This is a genomic window from Streptomyces sp. NPDC048521 (assembly GCF_043199855.1).
Classification (GTDB): Bacteria; Actinomycetota; Actinomycetes; order Streptomycetales; family Streptomycetaceae; genus Streptomyces.
Genome location: NZ_JBICWR010000012.1, coordinates 241968 through 263535 on the forward strand (window position 1 = coordinate 241968; position 21568 = coordinate 263535).

The 21568-nt window shown below is 71.1% G+C and carries 19 protein-coding genes and 3 pseudogenes; 5 read left to right on the forward strand and 17 right to left on the reverse strand.

Annotation, left to right across the window (positions count from 1 at the left end; all coding sequences use genetic code 11):
- Positions 1–79: 79 nt before the first annotated feature.
- A pseudogene (locus ACGFRF_RS26870) lies at positions 80–907 on the forward strand (DMT family transporter); the annotation flags it as partial.
- Positions 908–1607: 700 nt separating this feature from the next.
- Here the strand turns inward: ACGFRF_RS26870 and ACGFRF_RS26875 are convergent.
- The gene (locus ACGFRF_RS26875) at positions 1608–2843 is read right to left on the reverse strand and encodes a transglycosylase family protein (RefSeq protein ID WP_393744117.1); all 1236 of its coding nucleotides are present in this window, start codon (positions 2841–2843) and stop codon (positions 1608–1610) included.
- Between the two features lie 271 nt (positions 2844–3114).
- Here ACGFRF_RS26875 and gndA point away from each other — a divergent pair, with 271 nt between their 5' ends.
- Complete coding sequence (gene gndA, locus ACGFRF_RS26880; RefSeq protein WP_393744119.1) at positions 3115–4554, forward strand: NADP-dependent phosphogluconate dehydrogenase; 1440 nt, start codon at positions 3115–3117, stop codon at positions 4552–4554.
- A 483-nt stretch (positions 4555–5037) separates the two neighbouring features.
- Entirely contained in the window at positions 5038–5193 is a 156-nt protein-coding gene (locus ACGFRF_RS26885) for a hypothetical protein (protein WP_393744121.1), read from the forward strand.
- Positions 5194–5803: 610 nt separating this feature from the next.
- On the opposite strand, the gene ACGFRF_RS26890 is transcribed toward ACGFRF_RS26885, so the two are convergent.
- The gene (locus ACGFRF_RS26890; RefSeq protein WP_393744123.1) at positions 5804–6148 is read right to left on the reverse strand and encodes a GNAT family N-acetyltransferase; all 345 of its coding nucleotides are present in this window, start codon (positions 6146–6148) and stop codon (positions 5804–5806) included.
- 28 nt (positions 6149–6176) lie between these two features.
- Positions 6177–6596: an aspartate 1-decarboxylase gene (gene panD / locus ACGFRF_RS26895; protein ID WP_393744125.1), complete on the reverse strand. Its 420-nt coding sequence runs from the start codon at positions 6594–6596 to the stop codon at positions 6177–6179.
- Positions 6597–6849: 253 nt separating this feature from the next.
- On the opposite strand from panD, the pseudogene ACGFRF_RS26900 reads away from it, so the two are divergent.
- A pseudogene (locus ACGFRF_RS26900) lies at positions 6850–7036 on the forward strand (serine/threonine protein phosphatase); the annotation flags it as partial.
- Positions 7037–7550: 514 nt separating this feature from the next.
- On the opposite strand, the gene ACGFRF_RS26905 reads toward ACGFRF_RS26900, so the two are convergent.
- The 11 genes from ACGFRF_RS26905 to dnaK form a co-directional block, all read right to left on the reverse strand.
- A complete protein-coding gene (locus tag ACGFRF_RS26905; RefSeq protein WP_067043084.1) occupies positions 7551–7943 on the reverse strand; it encodes a DUF2267 domain-containing protein in 393 nt (130 codons plus the stop codon).
- A 286-nt stretch (positions 7944–8229) separates the two neighbouring features.
- Complete coding sequence (locus ACGFRF_RS26910; protein ID WP_393744127.1) at positions 8230–8367, reverse strand: hypothetical protein; 138 nt, start codon at positions 8365–8367, stop codon at positions 8230–8232.
- 90 nt (positions 8368–8457) lie between these two features.
- Complete coding sequence (locus ACGFRF_RS26915) at positions 8458–8958, reverse strand: Hsp20/alpha crystallin family protein (protein WP_393744284.1); 501 nt, start codon at positions 8956–8958, stop codon at positions 8458–8460.
- A gap of 48 nt (positions 8959–9006) precedes the next feature.
- Entirely contained in the window at positions 9007–10821 is a 1815-nt protein-coding gene (locus ACGFRF_RS26920) for an FAD-dependent oxidoreductase (RefSeq protein ID WP_393744129.1), read from the reverse strand.
- Positions 10821–11084, reverse strand: a complete 264-nt coding sequence (locus ACGFRF_RS26925; RefSeq protein ID WP_393744131.1) for a UBP-type zinc finger domain-containing protein — start codon at positions 11082–11084, stop codon at positions 10821–10823. The genes ACGFRF_RS26920 and ACGFRF_RS26925 overlap by 1 nt, the downstream gene beginning before the upstream one ends.
- 5 nt (positions 11085–11089) lie before the next feature.
- Positions 11090–11536, reverse strand: a complete 447-nt coding sequence (trxA, locus tag ACGFRF_RS26930; RefSeq protein WP_393744133.1) for a thioredoxin — start codon at positions 11534–11536, stop codon at positions 11090–11092.
- Positions 11533–14172: an ATP-dependent chaperone ClpB gene (clpB, locus tag ACGFRF_RS26935; protein WP_393744135.1), complete on the reverse strand. Its 2640-nt coding sequence runs from the start codon at positions 14170–14172 to the stop codon at positions 11533–11535. The genes trxA and clpB overlap by 4 nt, the downstream gene beginning before the upstream one ends.
- Complete coding sequence (locus tag ACGFRF_RS26940) at positions 14163–14570, reverse strand: chaperone modulator CbpM (RefSeq protein ID WP_393744137.1); 408 nt, start codon at positions 14568–14570, stop codon at positions 14163–14165. Before ACGFRF_RS26940 ends, clpB begins: the two co-directional genes overlap by 10 nt.
- Positions 14567–15520: a DnaJ C-terminal domain-containing protein gene (locus tag ACGFRF_RS26945; RefSeq protein WP_393744139.1), complete on the reverse strand. Its 954-nt coding sequence runs from the start codon at positions 15518–15520 to the stop codon at positions 14567–14569. The genes ACGFRF_RS26940 and ACGFRF_RS26945 overlap by 4 nt, the downstream gene beginning before the upstream one ends.
- Before the next feature lie 6 nt (positions 15521–15526).
- Complete coding sequence (grpE, locus tag ACGFRF_RS26950; protein WP_393744141.1) at positions 15527–16135, reverse strand: nucleotide exchange factor GrpE; 609 nt, start codon at positions 16133–16135, stop codon at positions 15527–15529.
- An 8-nt stretch (positions 16136–16143) separates the two neighbouring features.
- Positions 16144–18045: a molecular chaperone DnaK gene (dnaK, locus tag ACGFRF_RS26955; RefSeq protein ID WP_393744143.1), complete on the reverse strand. Its 1902-nt coding sequence runs from the start codon at positions 18043–18045 to the stop codon at positions 16144–16146.
- A gap of 277 nt (positions 18046–18322) precedes the next feature.
- Between dnaK and ACGFRF_RS26960 the strand changes: the two genes are divergently transcribed.
- A complete protein-coding gene (locus ACGFRF_RS26960) occupies positions 18323–20104 on the forward strand; it encodes a PucR family transcriptional regulator (protein ID WP_393744145.1) in 1782 nt (593 codons plus the stop codon).
- Positions 20105–20439: 335 nt separating this feature from the next.
- On the opposite strand, the gene ACGFRF_RS26965 is transcribed toward ACGFRF_RS26960, so the two are convergent.
- The 3 genes and pseudogenes from ACGFRF_RS26965 to ACGFRF_RS26975 all read right to left on the reverse strand — a co-directional run bounded on the left by ACGFRF_RS26965 (position 20440) and on the right by ACGFRF_RS26975 (position 21413).
- The gene (locus ACGFRF_RS26965) at positions 20440–20589 is read right to left on the reverse strand and encodes a hypothetical protein (protein ID WP_393744147.1); all 150 of its coding nucleotides are present in this window, start codon (positions 20587–20589) and stop codon (positions 20440–20442) included.
- 37 nt (positions 20590–20626) lie between these two features.
- Positions 20627–20931: pseudogene (locus ACGFRF_RS26970) on the reverse strand (LysR substrate-binding domain-containing protein); the annotation flags it as partial.
- Complete coding sequence (locus ACGFRF_RS26975; protein WP_393744149.1) at positions 20814–21413, reverse strand: LysR family transcriptional regulator; 600 nt, start codon at positions 21411–21413, stop codon at positions 20814–20816. The gene ACGFRF_RS26975 and the pseudogene ACGFRF_RS26970, both read right to left, overlap by 118 nt.
- Positions 21414–21568 lie beyond the last annotated feature (155 nt).

Sequence of the window (21568 nt, forward strand, 5' to 3'; positions counted from 1 at the left end):
CCGACTGCCCGCCGCGCCGGGCTCCGGGTCCTCGCCACTCGCAGGGCCGGGGCCCCCGCCTCACCCGGAGGAGACGCCGATGAGCGCCCTCGCGGTGTCCGTGCTCCTGTCGTTCGTCTCCGCCCTCGCCTACGCGGGCGGAGCGATCGTGCAGGAGCAGGTCGCGGTGTCCTCACCCGACAGCGCCTACATGCCGCTGCGCCGGCCGAGCTGGTGGGGGTCGCTCGCCCTCAACGGCCTCGGTGGCGTGCTGCACGTCGTGGCGCTGGCCTACGGCCCGCTGAGCCTCGTCCAGCCGCTCGGCGCCCTGACCATCGTCTTCGCCCTGCCCATGGCGGCGCTGTTCGTCGGCCGCAAGGCGGGCGCGACCGCCTGGCGCGGCGCCCTGATGGCCACGGTGGGCCTCGCCGTCCTGCTGTCCCTGGTCGGCTCCGCCGACGCGCACTCGCTGGACGCCGCCCAGCGGGTGGCGGTCGCGCTCGTCACGGGCGGGGCGGTCGTGGCGCTGATGTGCGCGGGCCTCGCCGCACAACGGCACCCGGCCGTGCGCAGCGTGCTGCTCGCCACCGCCTCCGGCATAGCGTTCGGCATGTCGTCGGTGTTCACCAAGACCGTCGCCGTCGACTGGTCCCAGGACGTCGGCCTGGGCGACCTGTCCGCCCTCGCGGCGATCGGGGTGTTCGCCACCGCCGGTGTACTGCTGTCCCAGGCCTCCTACCGGGGCGGCGGCCTCGCCGCCCCGCTGGCCACGCTGACGGTGGTCAACCCGGTGCTGGCCGCCGCGGTCGGCATCCTGATGTTCGGCGAGACGTTCCGCTACGGCGGCACCGGCACGGTGCTCGCCCTGGGCTGCGGTGTGGTGGCGGCGGGCGGCCTGATCATGCTGACGACAGAGCGGATGGAGGGCACGGGGGCGGCTGTGGGCACGGAGACCAGTGCGCGCATGGGGACCACTTTGGCGACAAAGACCAGTGCAGGCACCGGGACGACTGCCGGCCTCGGGACGGCTGGGGACATCGGGACCTCCGGGGTGCCGGAGTCCGTTTCTGCCGCCTCCGAGTCGGCTCCCGCGCGGGGCTTGCTCCGCACGGTGCCGCAGCAGCGGCCGGCGGCGGAACCCGAGGCGAAGAGGACGAGCCGGCGGGAGCCGGGCGGGGCCGACAGCGGGTCTGTGGAGCCGGTCCGGCGGGAGCTGGACGGGGCTGGCGGAGGGTGCACAGAGCCGGTCCTGCGGGAGTCGGGCGCGCGTGTCCTGCGGGAGCCGGGCGAGGGCGCCCTGCTGGACACGGCCGACCCGGTAGTGCTGGAGCCGGACGAGCGCGTCCTGCCGGACTCGGGCGAGGGCGTTCTGCTGGACACGGCCGACCCGGTCCTGCGGGAGCCGGGGGAACCGGTGCCAGGGGGCCCGGGGGAACCGGTCGGCGTGCGAGAGGCGGACGAGCCGGGCCTGCGGGAGCTGCTCGTACCGGGACCGGGCCCGCAGGGCAGCGGCGGCGACACCGAGGGCGGCGAACCGCCGGCCCGCCCCGTGCCCCCGCCGCCGTACGCCGAGCTGCCCTTGAGCATCTTCGTGCCGCTGCCGGCCCTGGACCGGCCCCGCACCCGCGTCAGATCCTGACGCCACCGGCCCGCAGATAGGCGAGCGGGTCGATGTCCGTGCCGAAGCCGGGCCCGGTCCGCACCTCGAAGTGCAGATGCGGGCCCGTGACGTTGCCGGTGGCACCGGAGCGGCCGAGGCGCTGGCCCGTGGTGACATGCTGACCGGCCCGCACGGAGATGGCCGACAGGTGCGCGTACTGGCTGTAGCGGCCGTCGGCGTGCCGGAGCACGACCTGGTAGCCGTACGAGCCGCCCCACCCAGCGGACACCACCTGCCCGGCCTCCGCCGCCCGCACGGAGGTCCCGGTCGGCACGAGGAAGTCGACACCCGTGTGGTAGCCCTTCGACCAGTGCGAGCCCGCCACGCGATAGCTGGTGCCGACGGGCGCGTCCACCGGCGCCACGAGCGCGTGTCCGGCCGGGGAGGTGTGGCGGGGAGGCGCTTTCTTCTCCGCGGGGGCCTTCTTCTCCGCAGGCGCTTTCTTCTTCTCTGCAGGAGCTTTCTTCTTCTCCGAAGGCGCCTTCTTCTTCGGCGACTTGGTCGTCGTGCGGGCGTCGGGCGCGGCACCGGTGGTGCGCAGGCTGAGCCGCTGGCCCGGCAGGATCAGGTCGGGATCGGCACCGATGGTCGCCCGGTTGCCCGCGTACAGCTGTCGCCAGCCGCCCCGGACGTGCTGTTCGCCGGCGATCCCGGAGAGGGTGTCGCCGTGCACGACCGTGTACATCTCGGCCCGGCCGGCGCGGGACTGCGGGGTGGTCTGCGGCCGCACGTCCTGCACCGGGACGGCCTTCGCGGCCCGGGTCCCCTGGCCGCTCCGCGCCGGCTGCGTGGCGACGCCGTCCGTGTGCAGATCGGGTTCGGCACCGCCTCGCGTCAGCCCGGCCCGCACCGAGCACGCCGGCCAGGCTCCTGGCCCCTGCCCGTCGAGCACCTTCTCGGCGACGGCGACCTGCTGGCCCCGGGTCGCGAGATCGGCGCGCGGTGCGAACCGGGTGCCGCCGTACGCCTCCCAGGTGGACTGGGTGAACTGCAGTCCGCCGTAGTAGCCGTTGCCGGTGTTGATGTCCCAGGTGCCGCTGGACTCGCAGGCGGCGACCTTGTTCCAGGTGGCCGCGTCGGCGGCGTCCGCGGTGCCGGCGGCGACCAGCGGGATCGCGAGGCCGGCGCCGCCCGCGGTGACGGTGAGTGAGGCGCGGTTGATCCTGTTCGGCTGGTACCGGCGGTGCCGGCCGCGTACTGCCATGTCCGAAATCCCCTCGGCATGCGTCAGGAGGGGCAAAAGTAAGCGCGGCGAACAGGCCATGACAAGACAGCAAATCGGCCTTGCGGCCCTGCGAAGTGGCCGGGAACGGCCGGTCCTTGGACGGGATCACCGAAGACTGAGGCTCAGGGCGCTGTCGCCGCGTAATCAAGCGTGGCGGGTCGGATATGCGCTCGCCGTGGCGGCACGTAAGGATGGGCGAGGGTCCGTACTGACGGAGCCGTAGTCACGAGGCAGCTAGGGAGCAGGCGGTATGAGCACTTCAGCGCAGATCGGCGTCACGGGACTCGCGGTCATGGGCCGCAATCTCGCCCGCAACTTCGCCCGCAACGGCTACACGGTCGCCGTGCACAACCGTACGGTCTCGCGGACGAAGGCGCTGGTGGAGGAGTTCGGGCACGAGGGGGACTTCATCGCGGCCGAGACCGCCGAGGACTTCGTGGCGGCGCTCGAGCGCCCGCGCCGGCTGGTCGTCATGGTCAAGGCGGGCGAGCCGACCGACGCGGTGATCGAGGAGTTCGCACCGCTGCTGGAGCCCGGTGACATGATCATCGACGGTGGCAACGCGCACTTCGCGGACACCCGGCGCCGGGAGCGGGAGCTGCGCGAGCGGGGCATCCACTTCGTCGGCACGGGCATCTCCGGCGGCGAGGAGGGCGCGCTGCACGGGCCGAGCATCATGCCGGGCGGTTCGAAGGAGTCGTACGAGTCCCTGGGTCCGATGCTGGAGAAGATCTCCGCGAAGGCGGCGGACGGGGCGCCCTGCGTGACGCACGTGGGCCCCGACGGCGCCGGGCACTTCGTGAAGATGGTCCACAACGGCATCGAGTACGCCGACATGCAGCTGATCGGTGAGGCGTACCAGCTGCTGCGCGACGTCGCCGGGTACTCCCCCGCGCAGATCGCGGACATCTTCCGCACCTGGAACACCGGTCGGCTGGACTCGTACCTGATCGAGATCACCGCCGAGGTGCTGTCCCACGTGGACGCGGCGACCGGCAAGCCGTTCGTCGACGTGGTCGTCGACCAGGCCGAGCAGAAGGGCACCGGCCGCTGGACCGTGCAGATCGCCCTCGACCTGGGCGTACCGGTCTCCGGCATCGCCGAGGCGGTCTTCGCCCGCTCCCTGTCCGGCCACGCGGCGCTGCGCGAGGCCTCGCGGGACCTGGCCGGTCCGACGGCGTCCGCGCTGAGCGAGTCGGAGGCGGCCGCGTTCGCGGACCGGGTGGAGCAGGCGCTGTACGCGTCCAAGATCGTGTCGTACACCCAGGGCTTCCACGAGATGGCCGCCGGCAGCGAGGAGTACGGCTGGGACATCGACCTGGGTGCCGTCTCCGCGATCTGGCGGGGCGGCTGCATCATCCGCGCGGCCTTCCTCGACCGCATCCGCGCCGCCTACGACGCCCGCGCCGACCTGCCGAGCCTGCTGTCGGACGAGACGTTCGCACGGGAGATCGCCGGCGCCCAGGACGACTGGCGCGAGGTCCTGGTCGCCGCGACCCGGCAGGGCGTGCCGACCCCCGGCTTCGCCGCGGCGCTCGCGTACTACGACGCGCTCCGTGCGCAACGCCTGCCGGCCGCGCTGACCCAGGGCCAGCGGGACTTCTTCGGGGCCCACACGTATCGGCGGGTGGACCAGGAGGGGTCGTTCCACACGCTGTGGGGCGGGGACCGGTCGGAGGTCTCGGCCTGAGCGGTGGTTGTGCGCGCCTGAGGGGGCGAGGGGAACTGTTCGGCGCGAGTGCGGTTTCGTCGTCGCCGGTCGCGCCGTTCCCCGCGCCCCTTCGGCGTGTTCACGTCAGCGGCGGCCCGGGTTCCGGATTCGGTACGGGCTCCGGGCCCGGGGGGATCGGGGACGGTGAGGGTTCCGGCGGGCCCGGGGCCGGTGGTGCCGGGGGCGGGGTCGGGTCGGGGCCCGGTGCGGGCGGCGTCGGCTCCGGCCCGGGGCCCGGCGGGGTGGGCTGGGGTCCCGGCTGCGGGGGCGGGACGGGGCTGGGATACGGGTCCGGCGGGGTCGGGCCCGGTCCCGGCGGTACGGGGTCGGGGTGCGGGTTCGTCATCGGTGTCCTCCGGGCAGTCACTGGACGTCGCCTCTGGACTACTCCCCCGCCTACCCGACACCTGCTCCGGCACTCACCCGACGGCAGCACTGGACGGGTCCGGGTGGGTGGGGGCCGTGGGGGACGTGGCTCTGCCGGGCGGGCACGCGGCTCTGCCGGGCGGGCACGCGGCTCTGCCGGGCGGGCACGCGGCTCTGCCGGGCGGGCACGCGGCTCTGCCGGGCGGGCACGCGGCTCTGCTCTGCGGGGGAGGGCAGGCGGCGCTGCAGTGAGGGCACGTCGACGGGCCTGAAAGCGGCGGCCGGACCGCAGTGGCCCGGGCACGGACTCCGCGAGCCGGCCCCAGCGGCCCAGGCACGGGGCCCGCGAGCCGGCCAGGGCCGGCAGCACGGACATCCGCAACCTGACCACAACGGCCGGGCACCGGAATCCGCGAACCGGCCCCCAGCGGCCCGGGCGCCGGAATCCGGGAGTCGGCCACAACGGCCGAGCACCGAGTCCCCGACCTGACCGCAGCGGCCGGGCACCAAGTACGCGAGCCGGCTCCAGCGGGCCGAGCGCAGGAGTCGGCGAGCCCGCCCCAGCGCGCCGGCGCAGGAGTCCGCGAGTTGCCCCCAGCGCACCAGCGCAGGACACCGCGAGCCGGCCCCAGTGGCTCGGGCACCGGAACCCGGGACCGATCGGGGCGTCCAGCGCGCCCAGCCGAGATCTTGCCGAGGTTGGCGTTCTGGTGGGGCTTGGCTGCTCGGACCGGGTTCCGGCGGGGCTCGGCGGCTGAGGACTGCAGGCAGAGACCCGCGCCGGGGCTCGGCCACCGAGGCGGGGTCCCGAGGGCTGGCGGGCCCCGCTCGGTCAGAGTCGGTCCGGGTCGGTCGGGGTCGGTCAGAACTTACCGGGGTGGGCCCGGAGCCAGTCCTTCGCGGCCGCCAGCAACCGGGGATCGGCCGGCGGAGCCACGTCGGGGTGGCGTTCGGCCCACTTGACGACGTACGGGCAGAGCGGGGCCACCGGGACGCCCTCGCGCTCGGCGAGGGCGTACAGCTCACGGGCCAGGGAACCGGCGATGCCCTTGCCCTCGTGGGCCGGCTCCACGATCGTGTGCACCGGAACCAGGGCGCGCGCGGGCTCCTCCAGAACGAAGTACTCGATGTGGCCGACCACTTCGCCCTCGCCGACAGCTTCCAGGCGGCCCGCCGCCCGGTCGTCGCGGATCTCGATCTGGCTCATGAGCACGCTCCTGGTCTGGGTCCGCCGGTCAGGCCTGGACGGCCTGCGGGCTGCGCTGCTGGTCGGAGCCGGGTACCGGCTCGGACGGGTCGGCGCCGAGGGACACGATCCGGTTGTCGCCGTCGACGTGTACGACCCGCGGCCGCAGTTGCCGTGCCTCGGCATCGGTGACCTGAGCGTAGCTGATGATGATCACCAGGTCTCCGGGGTGCACGAGGTGGGCTGCCGCCCCGTTGATCCCGATCACCCCGGACCCGCGTTCGCCTTCGATGACGTACGTCTCCAGCCGGGCGCCGTTGGTGATGTCGACGATGTGCACGAGTTCGCCCGGCAGCAGGTCGGCGGCGTCGAGGAGGTCCGCGTCGATGGTCACCGATCCCACGTAGTGCAGGTCGGCCTGGGTGACGGTGGCACGGTGGATCTTGGACTTGAACAGAGTACGCAGCACTTTGGACTCCTGGAAGACGGCTCCCTGCCTGCTTTGTGCAGGTCAAGGGCGGTCTTTACTGTACACCGGCACGCGTCGGAGTCGATGATTGTGAGGAACGTCGCTTCACTCAGGCGACAGGGTTCCCTGCCTGCGTTGCCGTGCGAACCAGGCTGTTGTGACGCCGCCGATCAGACGGCTGCCAGGAAGACCCTCCGGGGACTGATGCTGATCAGACGCTGACTTGCTTGACGATACGTCAGACCGGGCCGGCGACGAGGCGGGCGAAGAGTTCGGTCTGGAACGCTTCACCGACTACTTCATCCGGTCGACCGCAGCGGGGCAGAAGCGCCCCAGAAGTGCTGCGCCTGCTCATCCATGCCATCCTCGAGCATCGACACAACAAAGTCAGCGACGACGCCACGCTTTGGATGTTCGAGTGGCAGCCCCCTGATCCGTGACCGCAAGAGCCGGAGGGTGCAGCCGTGGTGTCGGCACTGCGAGGACGCCGCCGCGCGCCCTGTTTACCGGTGGATGTTGCCGAAGGCACGGGTTCCGTGGTGTCCAGCCGCAGATACACCGTCTCGCAGCCGGCCGCCATGGCGTCCGGCGGAAACGGATCCACGACGCTCTTGCGGAATTGCGCCGGGTTGGAGCTGTTCCCGGCTCGTACCCATCGTGGAAATCAACTCCCGGGTTCCCTCTTCGCTGCCCGACATGACCTGGTCCAGGTTGTCGCCGCATTGGAGGAGCCAGCCATCGGGCCGGACTGCTGGACGGACCGGCCGATGCTGGCGCTGCTCAGCGACCGGCGGTCCTGTGCCGGCAGCCGGCCCCTCGAACGCATAAGTGGTACTTCCGGAAGTTCCGGACAGAGCGTTTTGGACCCCTCACACTTCGGCAGCAGGACCACGAAAATCCATCCCATAGAAGCCAGACGATCATTACGCTCAGCAGCCACCGCGCCTCACGGGCTCAGTCCGCAAGGTCGGCTTTGCCGAACAGGACCGCGTAACTGGAGGGGAGCTGGCTGATGATCTGATTCAGCTCTCCGCCGGTGACAGCGTCGGCGACGGTGGTCAGGACCGCGCTGGCGTCCCACTGCGCCGTACGAGGTCGGGCATGGGTGCGCTCGGCGACCCGGCGGTAGAACTCTTCGATCCCGAAGCTTCGCGCCTGCTGCGGCGCCGCATGGTCCAGGACTTGTCCCAGCGGGCCGGGCAGCTGGGATGCGAGGTCCTTGACCTCTCCCGGGCTGATCCGTTGGGCCAGCACTTCCAGCACGGCGTTGGTGACGTCCGCGGCTTCGTCCTGGTCGTTGTATTCGCCTCGCTCGCGCACACGGGCGAGGAATCCATCGTATTTCATAGCTGACTTCCTTCTGCCTTGGTCACCGCTGGTCATGGGGGGCGGCCGGAGCGCCGTCGGGGCGGCCGCGTCCGTCCGCCGGCGCGTAGCTGCCGTTCGCAAGGCCCTTGGCCAGAGACTCACGCAGGGCACGGCGCAAGCGCCCGGAGCCCCAGGAACGGCCGAGGCGTTGTCCGGCCGTGGCGGACGTACGACTTGCCGTGCCCGCGGTGCCGGCCATCCTCGGCTAGTACAGGGTGCTGCCCGGTCCGGTGCCCGGGCGGTAACGGCGGACTCCGGCGCGCTACTACTCCCGGCGGCGGGCGGTGAGGTCGGCGATTTTCAGGACCTCGCTCACCGTCAGACCGGCCGAGTTCGCTCCCGCGTACGCCACGAATAAGGTCAGCGAGACCAGCAGGAAGAACCACCAACGGTGGGGAGCCACGCAGCGCGTCTCCGCCGCCGTGAGGGGTGTCGAGCCTCGCCGGCCCGGCCGCAGTCCCGGATGGGTGCCCGGAACCGCGGCGCTCGCGCCTCAGCCGCTGCTCTCGGTACTTTCACTCGTCTCGCTGATCTCGACGTGTCGCGGCTTTGCGACGTCGGCCTTGGGGACGGTGATGCTGAGCACTCCGTCCTGCATCTCAGCCTTGATCTTGTGGGTGTCCAACTCTCCGGGCAGCCGCAAACGGTACTCGAAGGCTCCGACGCGGCGGGTGCTGCGGCGCAGGACACCCTTGCGTTCCCGCTCCTTGATCTCTCCGGTGACCACGAGTTCGGGACCGTTGGCCTCTACGTCGATGTCCTTGCTCTTCACTCCGGGGAGTTCGATCTCTATGTGGAACGCGTCCTCGGACTCCGACACGTCCGCGAGAGGCGTCCACGCAACCGCGGGTGCCGCGCCCACCGTCGACTCCAGCAGGCCGCTCATCTGATTGAGCAGTTCGTCGAACTCGGCCAGGGGATTGAGAGGGGTGGGTGCCCAGACGGGCCTTTCCTGCAGGCCGCCACCGCGGTGGCGCCGGACGGGCATGGCCATCGCCATCGCCTCCTTCTTCCTTCTCGTGATCTCGTCGTCCGCCATTCGTCATGCGAGCCATGCGGACTCCTTGTGACGTACGCGTGGGGAGACGTCCGAGTGGCCCGCCACAGCTGACGTGCCCGTGGTGCCGGGTACGGCCGAGTGCCCCAGGTGCCGGTGCACGAAGTGGATGGCCATCGCGCCCTCACCGGCCGCGGAGGCCACCCGCTTGACCGAGCCGCTACGGACGTCCCCTACCGCGAAGACCCCGGGCAGGCTGGCCTCCAGGGTCATGCACGAGCGCCCTCGGCCGTGCCACACCTCGGGGTGGGCGCAGGCTTCCTGGGCCTCCGGCCCGGTGAGGACGAAGCCGCGGGAGTCGAGGGCGATGATGCCGGCGAGCCACTCGGTGTGAGGTTCGGCACCGGTGAAGACGAACAGGCTCCGTACCGCGAGCCGGCGGTGCACGCCCGTGCGGTTGTCGACCACGTCGAGCTCCTCCAGCACTTCCTGGCCGATGACCTCGGTGACCTCGGTGTGCAGCATGACCTCCACCCGCGGATGGCGCTCGACCTGGTCGACCAGGTAGCGGGACATGTTGGCCTCAAGGCTGGCTCCTCGGACCAGCAGGTGCACCTTCGGCGCGTACCCGGCGAGGAACAGCACCGCCTGGCCCGCTGAGTTGCCTCCGCCGACGACGGCCACCGGGTCGGTGCGGCACTGCTGGGCCTCGTAGACGGTCGCGGAGTAGTGCACGCTCGTTCCCTCCAGGCGTTCGATGCCGGGCACCTGGAGCCGGCGGTAGCGGGCACCCATGGCCAGGACGACGGCGCGGGCGGCGATCTCGCTGCCGTCGGCGAACGCCACGACGTAGTGGTCGTCGTCCTTGGGATGGAGACCGGTCGCCTCCAGCGGAAGGCTGATCCTGGCGCCGAACTTGTCGGCCTGGAGTACGGCGCGTTCGGTGAGTTCGGCGCCGGAGATGCCGGATGGGAAGCCGAGCAGATTCTCGATGCGGGACGACGTGCCGGCCTGGCCGCCGGTGGCCATCGCCTCCACCACCGTGGTGCTCAGGCCCTCGGAGGCGGCGTAGACCGCGGCGGCAAGGCCGGCGGGTCCGGAGCCTACGATGAGGACGTCGCCGTGACGGTTTCCGGCGGGTAGTGACGGCAGGCCGATGAGCCGGGCCAGTTCCGCGTTGCTGGGGTTGCGCAACAGGGTGGTGTCCCGCCAGATGACGAGTGGTGTCTCCGCCGGGCCGACGCCGAAGCGGCGCAGCAGCTCCTCGGCCTCCTCATCCGTCTCCAGGTCGATCCAGCGGTGCGGCAGCCGGTTGCGGACGGCGAACTCGCGCAGCCGCCTGGTGTCGGGCGAGTAGCGCGAGCCGATGATGCGGAAGCCGGCGCCCTGTCCGACGAGCAGCGCGCGACGGCACAGACAGGCGCGCAGGACGATGTCCCCGATGGTGGAGTCCTGGGACACCAGGTGGCGCAACCGGTCCAAGGAGACGACGAGGACCTCGCCCGGCTCCCTGGCGACAGCGGTGTAGAAGGCCACTTGTCCGTACAGCAGGCCGAGTTCGCCGATGAAGCGACCTGGGCCGTGCACGCGCAGCACGTGCTCCTCGGGAGTGCCGTAGCCCTCGACGACGGCGACGGTACCGCTGAGGACGACGAAGAACGTCTCGCAGCGCTCCCCCTCCCGGATCAGCACGTCGTTCGGAGCCATGGTCCGGCGTTGCCCGTGGTCCGCCAGACGTGCTGTCTGGTCCTCCGTGAGGCGCGGATACGCGCCGTAGATGTCCGGGGTCTCCCAGAAGGCGGCCTCGTCCGCTTTCTCCGGCACCGGTTCTCCGCCCGGCAGCGACTGGTCGCCGGACATCAGACGAACGCCTCGTGCACGTAGCACCAGCGCCATTCCTCGCCGGGCTGGAACGACTGCACGATCGGATGGGCGACGGCAGCTGCGTGCGTGCGCGCGTGCTTGTTCGGCGAGGAGTCGCAGCAGCCGACGTGCCCGCAGGTCAGGCAGAGCCTCAGGTGGACCCACGGGGAGCCGAGCATCAGACACTCCTGACACCCTTCTGGGCTCAGCGGCTGGACCGGCCGGACAAGCGCGAGGTGGGGGTCTGCATGCAGGGTCATCCGGATCACCCTTTCCGGGCGGTGATCGACTGTTCCACCCACCGGCGAAGAGCGGGGGCGGGCGCCGCCCCCGCCTGCCGGGCGACCGTCTCGCCCCGGTCGAGGATCAGCAGTGTCGGTACGGCCTGGACCTCGAAACGCTGCGACAGTCGCGGGTTCTTGTCGACGTCGACCTTGACGAGTTTGATTCGGCCGGCGAGATCGGTGGCGACCTTCTCCAGTGCGGGGCTGACCATGCGGCAGGGGCCGCACCAGGTGGCCCACAGGTCGACCACGACGGGGACATCGGCCCGCTCGGCAACCTCGGTGAAGTCGTTGTCGCCCGCGTCCACCATCCACGGAAGGGGCTGCTTGCAGTGGCCGCACTTGGGCCGGCCCTCCGCGGCCACGGGCACCCGGTTGGTGCGCCCGCAGTGGGGACAACTGACGGTCGCCGCATGCATCGTGCTCATGCCGCCCGCGCTCCCTTCACGTCCTCGGGCTGGTCGTAGGTGACCACCAGCTCTCCATGTTCGGCGTCGACGCGGACCGTCGCGCCGTCCTGGACGTCACCGCGCAGCAGGGCGCGCCCGACCATCGTCTCGACCTCGTGGGAGATGTAGCGGCGCAGCGGCCGGGCCCCGTACACCGGGTCGTAGCCCTGGTGGGCGATCAACTCCCGTGCAGCTTGGGTGAGTTCGACGGTAATGCGGCGTTCGGCGAGCCGGCGGCGCAGCTCGTCGAACTGCAGCTCCACGATCCGCTCGATCTGCCGCTCACCGAGCGGCTTGAACAGCACGATGTCGTCGACGCGGTTGAGGAACTCCGGGCGGAAGTGCCCGCGCAGCTCGCCCATCACCAGGGCGCGGGCGTCCGGCTTGATCTCACCCTCGGCGGTGGCGCCGTCGAGGAGGTGCTCGGAGCCGATGTTGGACGTCATGATGATCACGGTGTTGCGGAAGTCGACGGTGCGGCCCTGAGCATCGGTGATGCGGCCGTCGTCGAGGACCTGCAGCAGGGTGTTGAAGACATCGGTGTGCGCCTTCTCGATCTCGTCGAACAGCACGACCGAGTACGGCTTGCGGCGGACGGCCTCGGTGAGCTGGCCGCCTTCCTCGTAGCCGACGTATCCGGGGGGTGCGCCCATGAGCCGGCTGACGGTGTGCCGCTCCTGGTACTCACTCATGTCGAGGCGGACCATGTTCTCCTCGGAGTCGAACAGGGCAGCCGCGAGGGTCTTGGCCAGCTCGGTCTTCCCGACGCCGGTGGGGCCGAGGAAGATGAACGAGCCGATGGGGCGGCGCGGGTCGCGGATGCCGGAGCGGGCGCGGATGATGGCGTCGGCGACGAGTTTGACGGCCTCGTCCTGGCCGATGACGCGCTCGCGCAGGATCTCGTCGAGGCGCAGCAGTTTCTCGCGTTCGCCCTCCTGGAGGCGGGCGACGGGGATGCCGGTCCAGGCGGCGACGATCTCGGCGATCTCCTCCTCGGTGACGACCTCGCGCAGTAGCCGGTTCTGCCCTTGTTTGGTGGCCAGTTGCTCCTCCTCGGCCTTCAGTCGGCGCTCCAGGTCCTGGAGGCGGCCGTAGCGGAGTTCGGCGGCGCGGTTGAGGTCGTAGGCGCGTTCGGCCTCCTCCGCCTCGTGGCGGACCTGCTCCAGTTCCTGGCGTAGTTCCTGCACGCGGCGGATGGCCTGCCGTTCGGCCTCCCACTGGGCGCGTTTGGCGTCGGCCTCGCCGCGCAGGTCGGCCAGTTCCTTGCGCAGTTCCTCCAGGCGAGTTCTGCTGGCGGCGTCGGTCTCCTTGGAAAGAGCCGCCTCCTCGATCTCCAGGCGCGTGACGCGGCGGGTGATCTCGTCGAGTTCGGCGGGCATCGAGTCGATCTCGGTACGCAGCCGGGCACACGCCTCGTCGACGAGGTCGATGGCCTTGTCGGGCAAGAACCGGTCGGTGATGTAGCGGTGGCTGAGGGTGGCCGCGGAGACCAGCGCGGTGTCCTGAATCTTCACGCCGTGGAAGACCTCGAGGCGTTCGCGCAGTCCGCGCAGGATGGAGATGGTGTCCTCCACGCTCGGCTCGTCGACCAGCACCTGCTGGAAGCGGCGTTCGAGGGCGGCGTCCTTCTCGATGTGCTTGCGGTACTCGTCGAGGGTGGTGGCGCCGATCATGTGGAGTTCGCCGCGGGCGAGCATCGGCTTGAGCATGTTGCCCGCGTCCATGGCCCCTTCGGCGGCGCCCGCGCCTACGACGGTGTGGAGTTCGTCGACGAAGAGCAGGATGCGTCCCTGGGCGGCCTTCACCTCGGACAGCACGGCCTTGAGTCGTTCCTCGAACTCGCCGCGGTACTTGGCGCCCGCGACCAGGGAGCCCATGTCGAGAGCGAACACCGTCTTGTCGCGCAGGCCCTCTGGGACGTCGCCGCGAACGATGCGCTGGGCCAGGCCCTCGACGATGGCAGTCTTGCCGACGCCGGGATCGCCGATGAGGACGGGGTTGTTCTTGGTCTTGCGGCTGAGGATCTGGGTGACGCGGCGGATCTCCGCATCACGGCCGATGACCGGGTCGAGCCGCCCGGACCGAGCCTCGAGGACCAGGTCGCGGCCGTACTTCTCCAGAGCCTCATAGCCCACTTCAGGGTTGGCGGAGGTGACGCGCTGGTTGCCACGGACCTGGGTGAGCGCGCTCAGGAACGAATCCCGGGTCACGCCGTACTCCTTGAGCAGGCGCCCGGCGGCGGTCGCCGAGCCCTCCTCGGCCAGGGCGAGCAGGAGGTGCTCCACGGACACGTACTCGTCCTTGAGGCGTTTGGCCTCCCGCTCGGCGGCATCGAGCAGGCGGGACAGGCGCTGGGTGACGAAGACCTGACCGGGTGCCGCGCCGGGACCGGTGACCTTCGGGCGGCGGGAGAGTTCCTCGCGCACGGCCGCGCGCAGCTCCTTCGGCTCGGTGCCGGCCTGTTGCAGCAACCGTGGGATCAGACCGTCCTCCTGATCGAGAAGCGCGAGCAGCAGGTGTTCCCCGTCGACCTCGGTCTGCCCCATACCGACGGCCGCGCTCTGGGCCTCCTGGAGGGCTTCCTGGGACTTCTGGGTGAGACGGTTCATGTCCATGGGGGTGTTTCACTCCTCGTGCCGCGGCCGCGCAGGGCGGCTTCGAGCAGGCTGATGCGGTCGAGCAGGTCGAGCACCAGGCCGATGGATGCGTAGTTGAGGCAGAGTCCGGTGCGCAGCCGCTGGATACGGGCGAGAACCGCCGGGGCCGTGGGGTCGAACACCAGTCGCCCCGCGGAGTCGCGTTCGGCCTCGACCAGGCCGAGGGCGACGAACCGGCGGATCAGATCAGGGTGGAGGCCCGAGCGAAGGGCCACGGCGGCCAGGGAGAGCCTGGGGACGGGGACGAGCGCGTACCGGACAGCCGTCGAGGCGGTGATGTCGGCGTCCGCTCGTACCGGACGGGCGCCCACGCCGGCCCGGCCGATGCCCCCCGCTCCCGCGGGTCGGTCGTTCATCGCGTCCTCCTGGGGTCGAACGAGGAAGTGGCGGCGAGCTCCTCGAACAGTTCGCGCTCCCGGTCGCCGAGGGCGGGAGGCACCATGACGCGAAGTTCGGCGTACAGGTCGCCGTTCGCGCCCCGCGGGTTCGGCATGCCCTCGCCGCGCAGCCGCAGCCGCCGGCCGCTGGACGAGCCCGCAGGCACCGTGACCTTCGCCGTGCCGCCGCCGGGCGTGGGCACCGGCACGGTCGTGCCCAGGGCCGCCTCCCACGGGGCGACCGGGACCTGGACGTGCACGTCACGGCCGTCCAGCCGGAACCGGGGGTGGGGCTGGATACGCACCCGCAGGTACAGGTCGCCCGCGGCGGCGTCACCAGTGCCCCGGCCGCCCTCACCCGCCAGCCGGATGCGCTGCCCGTCGGTGACGCCCGGCGGCACATCGACCTCGTACCGCCGCGGCTGCCCGGTGGGACCGGCGAGTGTGACGGTGCGACGGCCGCCTCGGTACGCCTCCTCGACAGTGAGCGGCAGTTCCGCCTCCTGGTCCGCTCCGGGGACGCCGGCTCGGGCGGCGCCGGCTCCGAACATGGAGCCGAGCAGGTCCTCGATGTCGATGCCCTCCGCGCCGAAGTCGTCGCCGAAGCCGGTGGCGTACCGGACGCGAGGACCGCCACCGCCTGCGGTCCTCCGACCGCGGAAGCCGCCGCCCGCTCCCGCCGCGACCCGTTCGTCGAAGTCCTCCGGGATCTTCCGGAAATCCTCGCCGAAGCGGTCGTAGCGGACCCGGGTCTTGGGATCGGACAGGACGCTGTATGCCTCATTGAGGTCCTTGAAACGCTCCTCCGCCTCGGGGTCCTTGTTGACGTCTGGGTGGTACCTGCGGGCGAGTTTGCGATATGCCTGCTGGATCTCGTCCTGACTCGCGGTCCGCGACACGCCCAGCACCTCGTAGAAGTCCCGTGCCATGACCGGTCACTCCCGCTTCGCGACCGTCACGGCGGCGGGCCTGAGCTGCCGTTCGCCGTCCCCGTAGCCGGGGCGCAGTACCTCGACGACGGTGCCCGGTGGGGCGTCGGGGTCCTGGACGACACCGACCACCTCGTGCCGGGCCGGGTCGAAGGCGACGCCGGCCTCCGCATGCCGCGGGTAGCCGAGCAGTTCGAGGACGTTCACCGCCTGGTCGCGTACGGCCCGGATGCCCTCCACGATCGCGCCCGGATCGGCGCCGGCGTGGGTCAGGGCGAGTTCGAGGTTGTCGAGGACGGGTAGGAAGGCGGCCGCCGTGCGGGACCGCTCGACCGCCCGTTCGCGCTCCAGTTCCCTGGCGTGACGCTTGCGAAGGTTGTCGAGGTCGGCGAGTGCGCGCCGCCAGCGGTCCTCCACTTCCTGGATCGCGGTCGTGTATTCGTCCTCGGCAGGCACGGGGCCGGCGGCATCCGGTCCCGGTTCGCCGTTCGCCGCTCCGGGCCGGGGCGGGGCCGGCTGGGGCAAATCCCCGCGAGGAGGAGGTCCGGCGCCTTCCGGGACCCGTGCGCCCGGATCCGACGCGGCCCGGTCGGGTTCCTGGGGGTGGGTGGGCATGGCGCGCCTCAGCTCTTGTCGAACTCGGCGTCGATGACATCATCGTCACCGCCACCGCCACTCGCGGGACCGCCGGTGGCGGCGTCCTGGCCGGGACCGCCCCCTGTGGCGGCGGCGCCCTGATGGGCCGCCAGCCCGGCGAGTACCTGCTGGAGTTCGGAGGTCAGAGGCCGCACGCGTTCTACGCCCGCCTCTTCCTTGACCGCCGCCCGGGCGTCGGACACGAGCATTTCGGCGCGTGCCTTCTCGTGCGCGGGCGCTGCGTCACCCAGTTCGGCGAGGCGCTTCTCGACCTGGTACGCGACGGCATCGAGTTCGTTGCGGGCGTCGACGGCCTCGCGGAGTGCCTGGTCCTGGCCCCGGTTGCGCTCGGCCTCCTGGACCATGCGTTCGACCTCACTGCGGTCCAGGTTGGAGCTCTCGCTGATGGTGATGCCCTGTTCCTTGCCGGTGTCCCGGTCGCGGGCCTTGACGTTGAGGATGCCGTTGGCGTCGATGTCGAAGGTGACCTCGATCTGTGGTTCGCCCCGCGGCGCCGGCCGGATGTCGGTGAGCTGGAACCGGCCCAGCACCCGGTTGTCGGCGGCCCGCTCGCGCTCGCCCTGGAGGACCACCACATCGACGGCCGGCTGGTTGTCCTCGGCGGTGGAGAAGGTCTCGCTGCGGCGCACGGGGATGGTGGTGTTTCGCTCGATGATCTTCGTCATCACTCCGCCGCGCGTCTCCACGCCCAGCGACAAGGGTGTGACGTCGAGCAGCAGGACGTCCTTGACCTCGCCCTTGAGCACCCCGGCCTGGATCGCTGCGCCCAGGGCCACGACCTCGTCCGGGTTGACGCTCATGTTGGGTTCCTTGCCGCCGGTCAGCCGGCGGACCAGAGCCTGGACGGCGGGGATGCGGGTGGAACCGCCGACGAGGATGACCTCGTCGATGTCGCTCTCGCCGACCTTGGCGTCGGCCATGGCCTGCTGGACCGGTCCCAGACAACGCTCCACCAGGTCGCCGGTGATCTGCTCGAACGTGGACCGCATGATCGAGTCGGTGAGGTGCTTGGGGCCCGAGGCGTCAGCGGTGATGAACGGCAGGCTGACCTGCGTCTGCGTCACCGAACTGAGCTCGGTCTTGGCCTTCTCCGCCGCCTCGAACAGTCGTTGCAGCGCCTGCGGGTCCTTGCGCAGGTCGATGCCGTTCTCCTTCTGGAAGCCGTCCGCCAGGTAGTCCACCAGACGCCGGTCGAAGTCGTCGCCGCCCAGGTGGCTGTCACCGGCGGTGGAGCGCACCTCCACCACGCCGTCGCCGACGTCGAGGATGCTCACGTCGAAGGTGCCGCCGCCCAGGTCGAAGACGAGGACGGTCTCGTGCTCCTTCTTGTCCATGCCGTACGCGAGGGCGGCCGCCGTCGGCTCGTTGATGATCCGCAGCACCTCCAGTCCGGCGATCCGCCCGGCGTCCTTGGTGGCGGTGCGCTGAGCGTCGTTGAAGTAGGCGGGCACCGTGATGACCGCCTCCGTGACCCGCTCCCCCAGCTGCTTGGACGCGTCGTCGGCGAGTTTGCGCAGCACCTGTGCGCTGATCTCCTCAGGCGCGTACAGCTTGTCGCGCACCTTGAAGCGGGCCGCCCCGCCGTCGCCTTCGACGACGTCGTACGCCACCGCCCTGGCCTCGTCGGAGATCTCGTCGAAGTGCCGGCCGATGAACCGCTTGGCCGAGTAGATGGTGCCCTTGGGGTTGAGGATCGCCTGGCGCCGGGCCAGCTGGCCCACCAGACGTTCCCCGGTGTCGGTGAAGGCCACCACGGACGGTGTCGTGCGGTTGCCCTCGCTGTTGGGCACGACGGACGGCTCGCCGCCCTCCCACACGGCGATCACCGAGTTGGTGGTGCCCAGGTCGATGCCCACTGCCTTGGCCATGAGGAACTCCTCCCGGTGCAGCGCCTGCGTCGACTCTCCGGATCACGTTCGCTCAGGTAGAGGTGGGACTCCGCCGGTTTCCCACCGGTGCGCACGGAGGGTCTCGAGCACTCCCCAGGGTGACGAACCGGGTGGCTCCACGCCTGCGCCTGGCGAGTCAGGAACGCACGGGTCCGGTCGCCCCACGAGTACGAGACAAAGAACCCACACGTCTCGGGTAGCCGGCCCGGGAGCGGGTACGCGAAAGCCGCTCACCTCCGAAGGACGGAGTGATCCCATGGTCGGCAGTCGGGCATACAGCCCGTACCACCGGTACTCCGACCGAAAGGGCAGCCTTCCACGGCGCAGCGTCGGGCGGCGCCCCACGGCCGCGCGCAGGGGACCCCGCCTGCCCGCTCGCACCCCAGCCGACCATGCCCTCCACGAACTGGTCGCGCTCTCCCGCGCCCTGTTCGACGCTCCGGACGAAGGCGAGATCCTGCGCCTGGCCATGGACCACATAGCCGCCGCGGGGCCATACCGCGCCGAGGCCGGATACCTCAAGATGGACGACGACCTGGTCCCCAGCCCGAGGAGCAGGCAGCCGCATGCCTTGGCCGTGGGCCGGAGGGTGCGCGAGCTGGGCGGGCAGGACGGCAACGTGACCGTGGCCGGCAGGCCCTGGGGCCGAGCCCTGGGGCTACGCGGACCTGAGGGACTCCACGGCTACCTCGTGGTCACATCCCGCTCCCGGCCCACCAGGGCCGAGCGATCCCTGCTCGCCCTGCTCGTCCGGCACACCACTGCTGCACTGTCGGTCGCCTTCGTACACCGCCGCCAACGCGAGGACGCGCTGGAGCTGCGCCGACTCAGGGAGGAGCGCACAGCCCTCCATCGGCAGCTGATCTCTGTGGTGGCTGAGCTGGGCTACGAGCGAGCCGTTCACGCTCTCATGGCCGACGTCGCTGCCTCCGGCGGCGGCGACGAAGCTGTCACCCGCGCACTGCACGGGCTCACTGGACTTCCCGCGCTGGTCGAGGACCGCTTCGGTCGGCTGAGGTCCTGGACCGGTCCCGACCGCCCCGTCCCCTATCCCGAACCGGACCCCGTGCGCCAGGACGACATGCTGCACGCCGTCGCCAAAGAGACCGGGCCGGTGCGGATAAGGGACCGGCTGATCACCCTGATCCGCCCGCACGGCGAGATCCTGGGCGTGCTGGCCCTGGTCGATGCCCGGGACGAGGCCGACGAGCACACCGTACTCGCGCTTGGATACGCCGCCGCGTCGCTCGCCCTGGAGCTGACGCACCTGCGCAATCTGGCCGAAGTGGAGCTGAGGCTGCACCGCGAGCTGGCCGACGACCTCCTGGCAGGGACGGACGAGCCGAGCGCCTACGCCCGGTCCGAGGCAGTCGGACACGACCTGCACGGCAGCCACTACGTCGTCGTGGTGCAGTGGTCGAACCGGACCGCCGACGATTCCTTCGCGCAGACCGTGAGTCGGGCGGCCGTTGCGGTGGGCATGCGCTCGCTACTGACCCGCCGCTCCGACCACGTCGTCCTCATCACTGGCGACAGGCCGCACGCCCGCGCGTTGTACGAGGCGCTCGCCCGGGAGACCGGAACACGGTCCGGGACGATCGGGGTGAGCGCCCCTTGCGACGCCGTGGACGACATCCCCCACCACTACCAGGAGGCGCAGCGCGCCCTGGACGTGCGCCGCCACTCCCACGAGCGCTACGGCACGACGTTCTTCGACGAGCTCGGCCTCTACCGCATCCTGGGACCCGGCAATGACTACCGGGAACTGGAGACGTTCGTCCACGAGTGGCTCGGGCAGCTCATCGACTACGACTCCCGGCACCACGCGGCCATGGTGGAGACCCTGTCCTGGTACTTCGACTGCGGCGGCAACTACGACGAGACCGCCGACTCCCTCGCGATCCACCGCAGCACGCTGCGCTATCGGCTCCAGCGCATCCGCGACATCAGCGGCCACGACCTCGCGAACGTCGAGGACCGGCTGAACCTCCAGGTGGCGACCCGAGTGTGGAAGATCGTGCTGGGCGGACCGGGCTGATGCCTCACTGGAACTTTTGCGCCGAGCGGTGTCGGTAGCAGTTGGGCGGGCTGCCCTGCTACAGCGCTGCAGTGGGTGGGTGGCCCTTCCCCGGATTGATCCAGCGAGGTCGCGTCGCGCCAGAAGATGGGGGCCTTGGTTCATCACCGCCATCGCTATGACCGGCGTGGCCTTCCGCACCAGCCTCGGAGGGGCCGAGAAGGTGTCCGACGCCGCCTGTGGACCACGGCAGCGGGAGCGTCAGCGGATGCTGCGGCAGGTGTCGCGGCCGGAGCGAGGCGAACGCAGGGGGCCGGACACCACCGACGGGTGACGTCCGGGCCGCGGCCCGGGCGTCACAGGGCGATGACGTGGAGGTCGACCAGGTCGAGCAGCGCCCGCAGAGCCGCGCTGGGCCGTCGGGTCGACGACGTGCCGAGATGCATGCTCCAGCGGAGCATGGCGTCGTGGATGTCCAGGACGTGCAGGCCGGGGGGTGCGGGCAACGGCGAACGCGGGCAGGAAGGCGATGCCCGGACCGTGCCGGACCAGTGCCGCCCCCATGTCGATGTCGGGCACTTCCAGTGCCACCCGGCGTACGACGCCCGCCGCCGCGAACGCCCGGTCGACCACCTCGCGGTAGCCGTAGCCCGGCGGGAAGTCCACGAAGGGTTCCCCCGCGAGGTCCGCAAGTGCCACCTTTTCCCGCTGCGCGAGCGGATGGCCGCACTCACCACCAGGACGAGCGGCACGGTGGCCAGCTCCCGTGCGTCGATCCCGGCGGGCTTGCGTTCGGGCAGCGACAGGAAGGCCACGTCCAGGTCGCCACTGAGCAGCGCGTGCGCCAGTCCCGCCGATCCGGTCGTGGCCAGCCGCAGCCGACGTCGATCGCCGGATGCCGCGCGTGCAACTGCCCGAGAAGCGCAGGCAGGTCCACCACCTCGACCGAGGCCATGGCGCCCACATTCACCGTGCCGCGCAGCGTGTCCTGTGCGGCGCGCACGGCGTCCTGGGCCGCCTGGGCGGCGTGCAGGGTGGCCCGAGCCTCCGGCAGCAGCGCCGCGCCCGCCCCGGTGAGCCGGACCTGCTGCGACGTGCGCTCGAACAGCGCGCCGCCGAGGTCGCGCTCCAGGGAGCGGATCGCGGCGGACACCCCCGACTGCACCACGTGCAGCCGACGTGCGGCACGCGTGAAACCCAGCTCCTCGGCGACCGCGATGAAGTGCTCCAGCTGACGTAGCTCCACACGAGAAGTAACACTCGCCTTGCTCGAGCTCAGCAGAAACATTCGTTGGCATTGATCCTGCCTGGTGAGGAGGGAAAGCGCCATCCACTTCCTCCCGAGGAGGGGTACCCCTGCCTGCCGTTTCCGACGCGCTGAGCCGTCCCACAGCCGACGCTTCCGACGACCCGACCCACCGGATCCCAGCACCCGCTCCCGCCGGCCTGCCGCCCCGCGCCCCCGCCCGGCGCCGAGCCTCGCAC

Excerpts from the sequence above, each read along its gene's own strand:
- ACGFRF_RS26875 (WP_393744117.1), bottom strand. The coding sequence starts at position 2,843 with ATGGCAGTACGCGGCCGGCACCGCCGGTACCAGCCGAACAGGATCAAC.
- gndA (WP_393744119.1), top strand. The coding sequence starts at position 3,115 with ATGAGCACTTCAGCGCAGATCGGCGTCACGGGACTCGCGGTCATGGGC.
- ACGFRF_RS26890 (WP_393744123.1), bottom strand. The coding sequence starts at position 6,148 with ATGAGCCAGATCGAGATCCGCGACGACCGGGCGGCGGGCCGCCTGGAA.
- ACGFRF_RS26905 (WP_067043084.1), bottom strand. The coding sequence starts at position 7,943 with ATGAAATACGATGGATTCCTCGCCCGTGTGCGCGAGCGAGGCGAATAC.
- ACGFRF_RS26915 (WP_393744284.1), bottom strand. The coding sequence starts at position 8,958 with ATGGCCATGCCCGTCCGGCGCCACCGCGGTGGCGGCCTGCAGGAAAGG.
- ACGFRF_RS26920 (WP_393744129.1), bottom strand. The coding sequence starts at position 10,821 with ATGTCCGGCGACCAGTCGCTGCCGGGCGGAGAACCGGTGCCGGAGAAA.
- ACGFRF_RS26925 (WP_393744131.1), bottom strand. The coding sequence starts at position 11,084 with ATGACCCTGCATGCAGACCCCCACCTCGCGCTTGTCCGGCCGGTCCAG.
- trxA (WP_393744133.1), bottom strand. The coding sequence starts at position 11,536 with ATGAGCACGATGCATGCGGCGACCGTCAGTTGTCCCCACTGCGGGCGC.
- clpB (WP_393744135.1), bottom strand. The coding sequence starts at position 14,172 with ATGGACATGAACCGTCTCACCCAGAAGTCCCAGGAAGCCCTCCAGGAG.
- ACGFRF_RS26940 (WP_393744137.1), bottom strand. The coding sequence starts at position 14,570 with ATGAACGACCGACCCGCGGGAGCGGGGGGCATCGGCCGGGCCGGCGTG.
- ACGFRF_RS26945 (WP_393744139.1), bottom strand. The coding sequence starts at position 15,520 with ATGGCACGGGACTTCTACGAGGTGCTGGGCGTGTCGCGGACCGCGAGT.
- grpE (WP_393744141.1), bottom strand. The coding sequence starts at position 16,135 with ATGCCCACCCACCCCCAGGAACCCGACCGGGCCGCGTCGGATCCGGGC.
- dnaK (WP_393744143.1), bottom strand. The coding sequence starts at position 18,045 with ATGGCCAAGGCAGTGGGCATCGACCTGGGCACCACCAACTCGGTGATC.
- ACGFRF_RS26960 (WP_393744145.1), top strand. The coding sequence starts at position 18,323 with ATGGTCGGCAGTCGGGCATACAGCCCGTACCACCGGTACTCCGACCGA.
- ACGFRF_RS26975 (WP_393744149.1), bottom strand. The coding sequence starts at position 21,413 with ATGGCGCTTTCCCTCCTCACCAGGCAGGATCAATGCCAACGAATGTTT.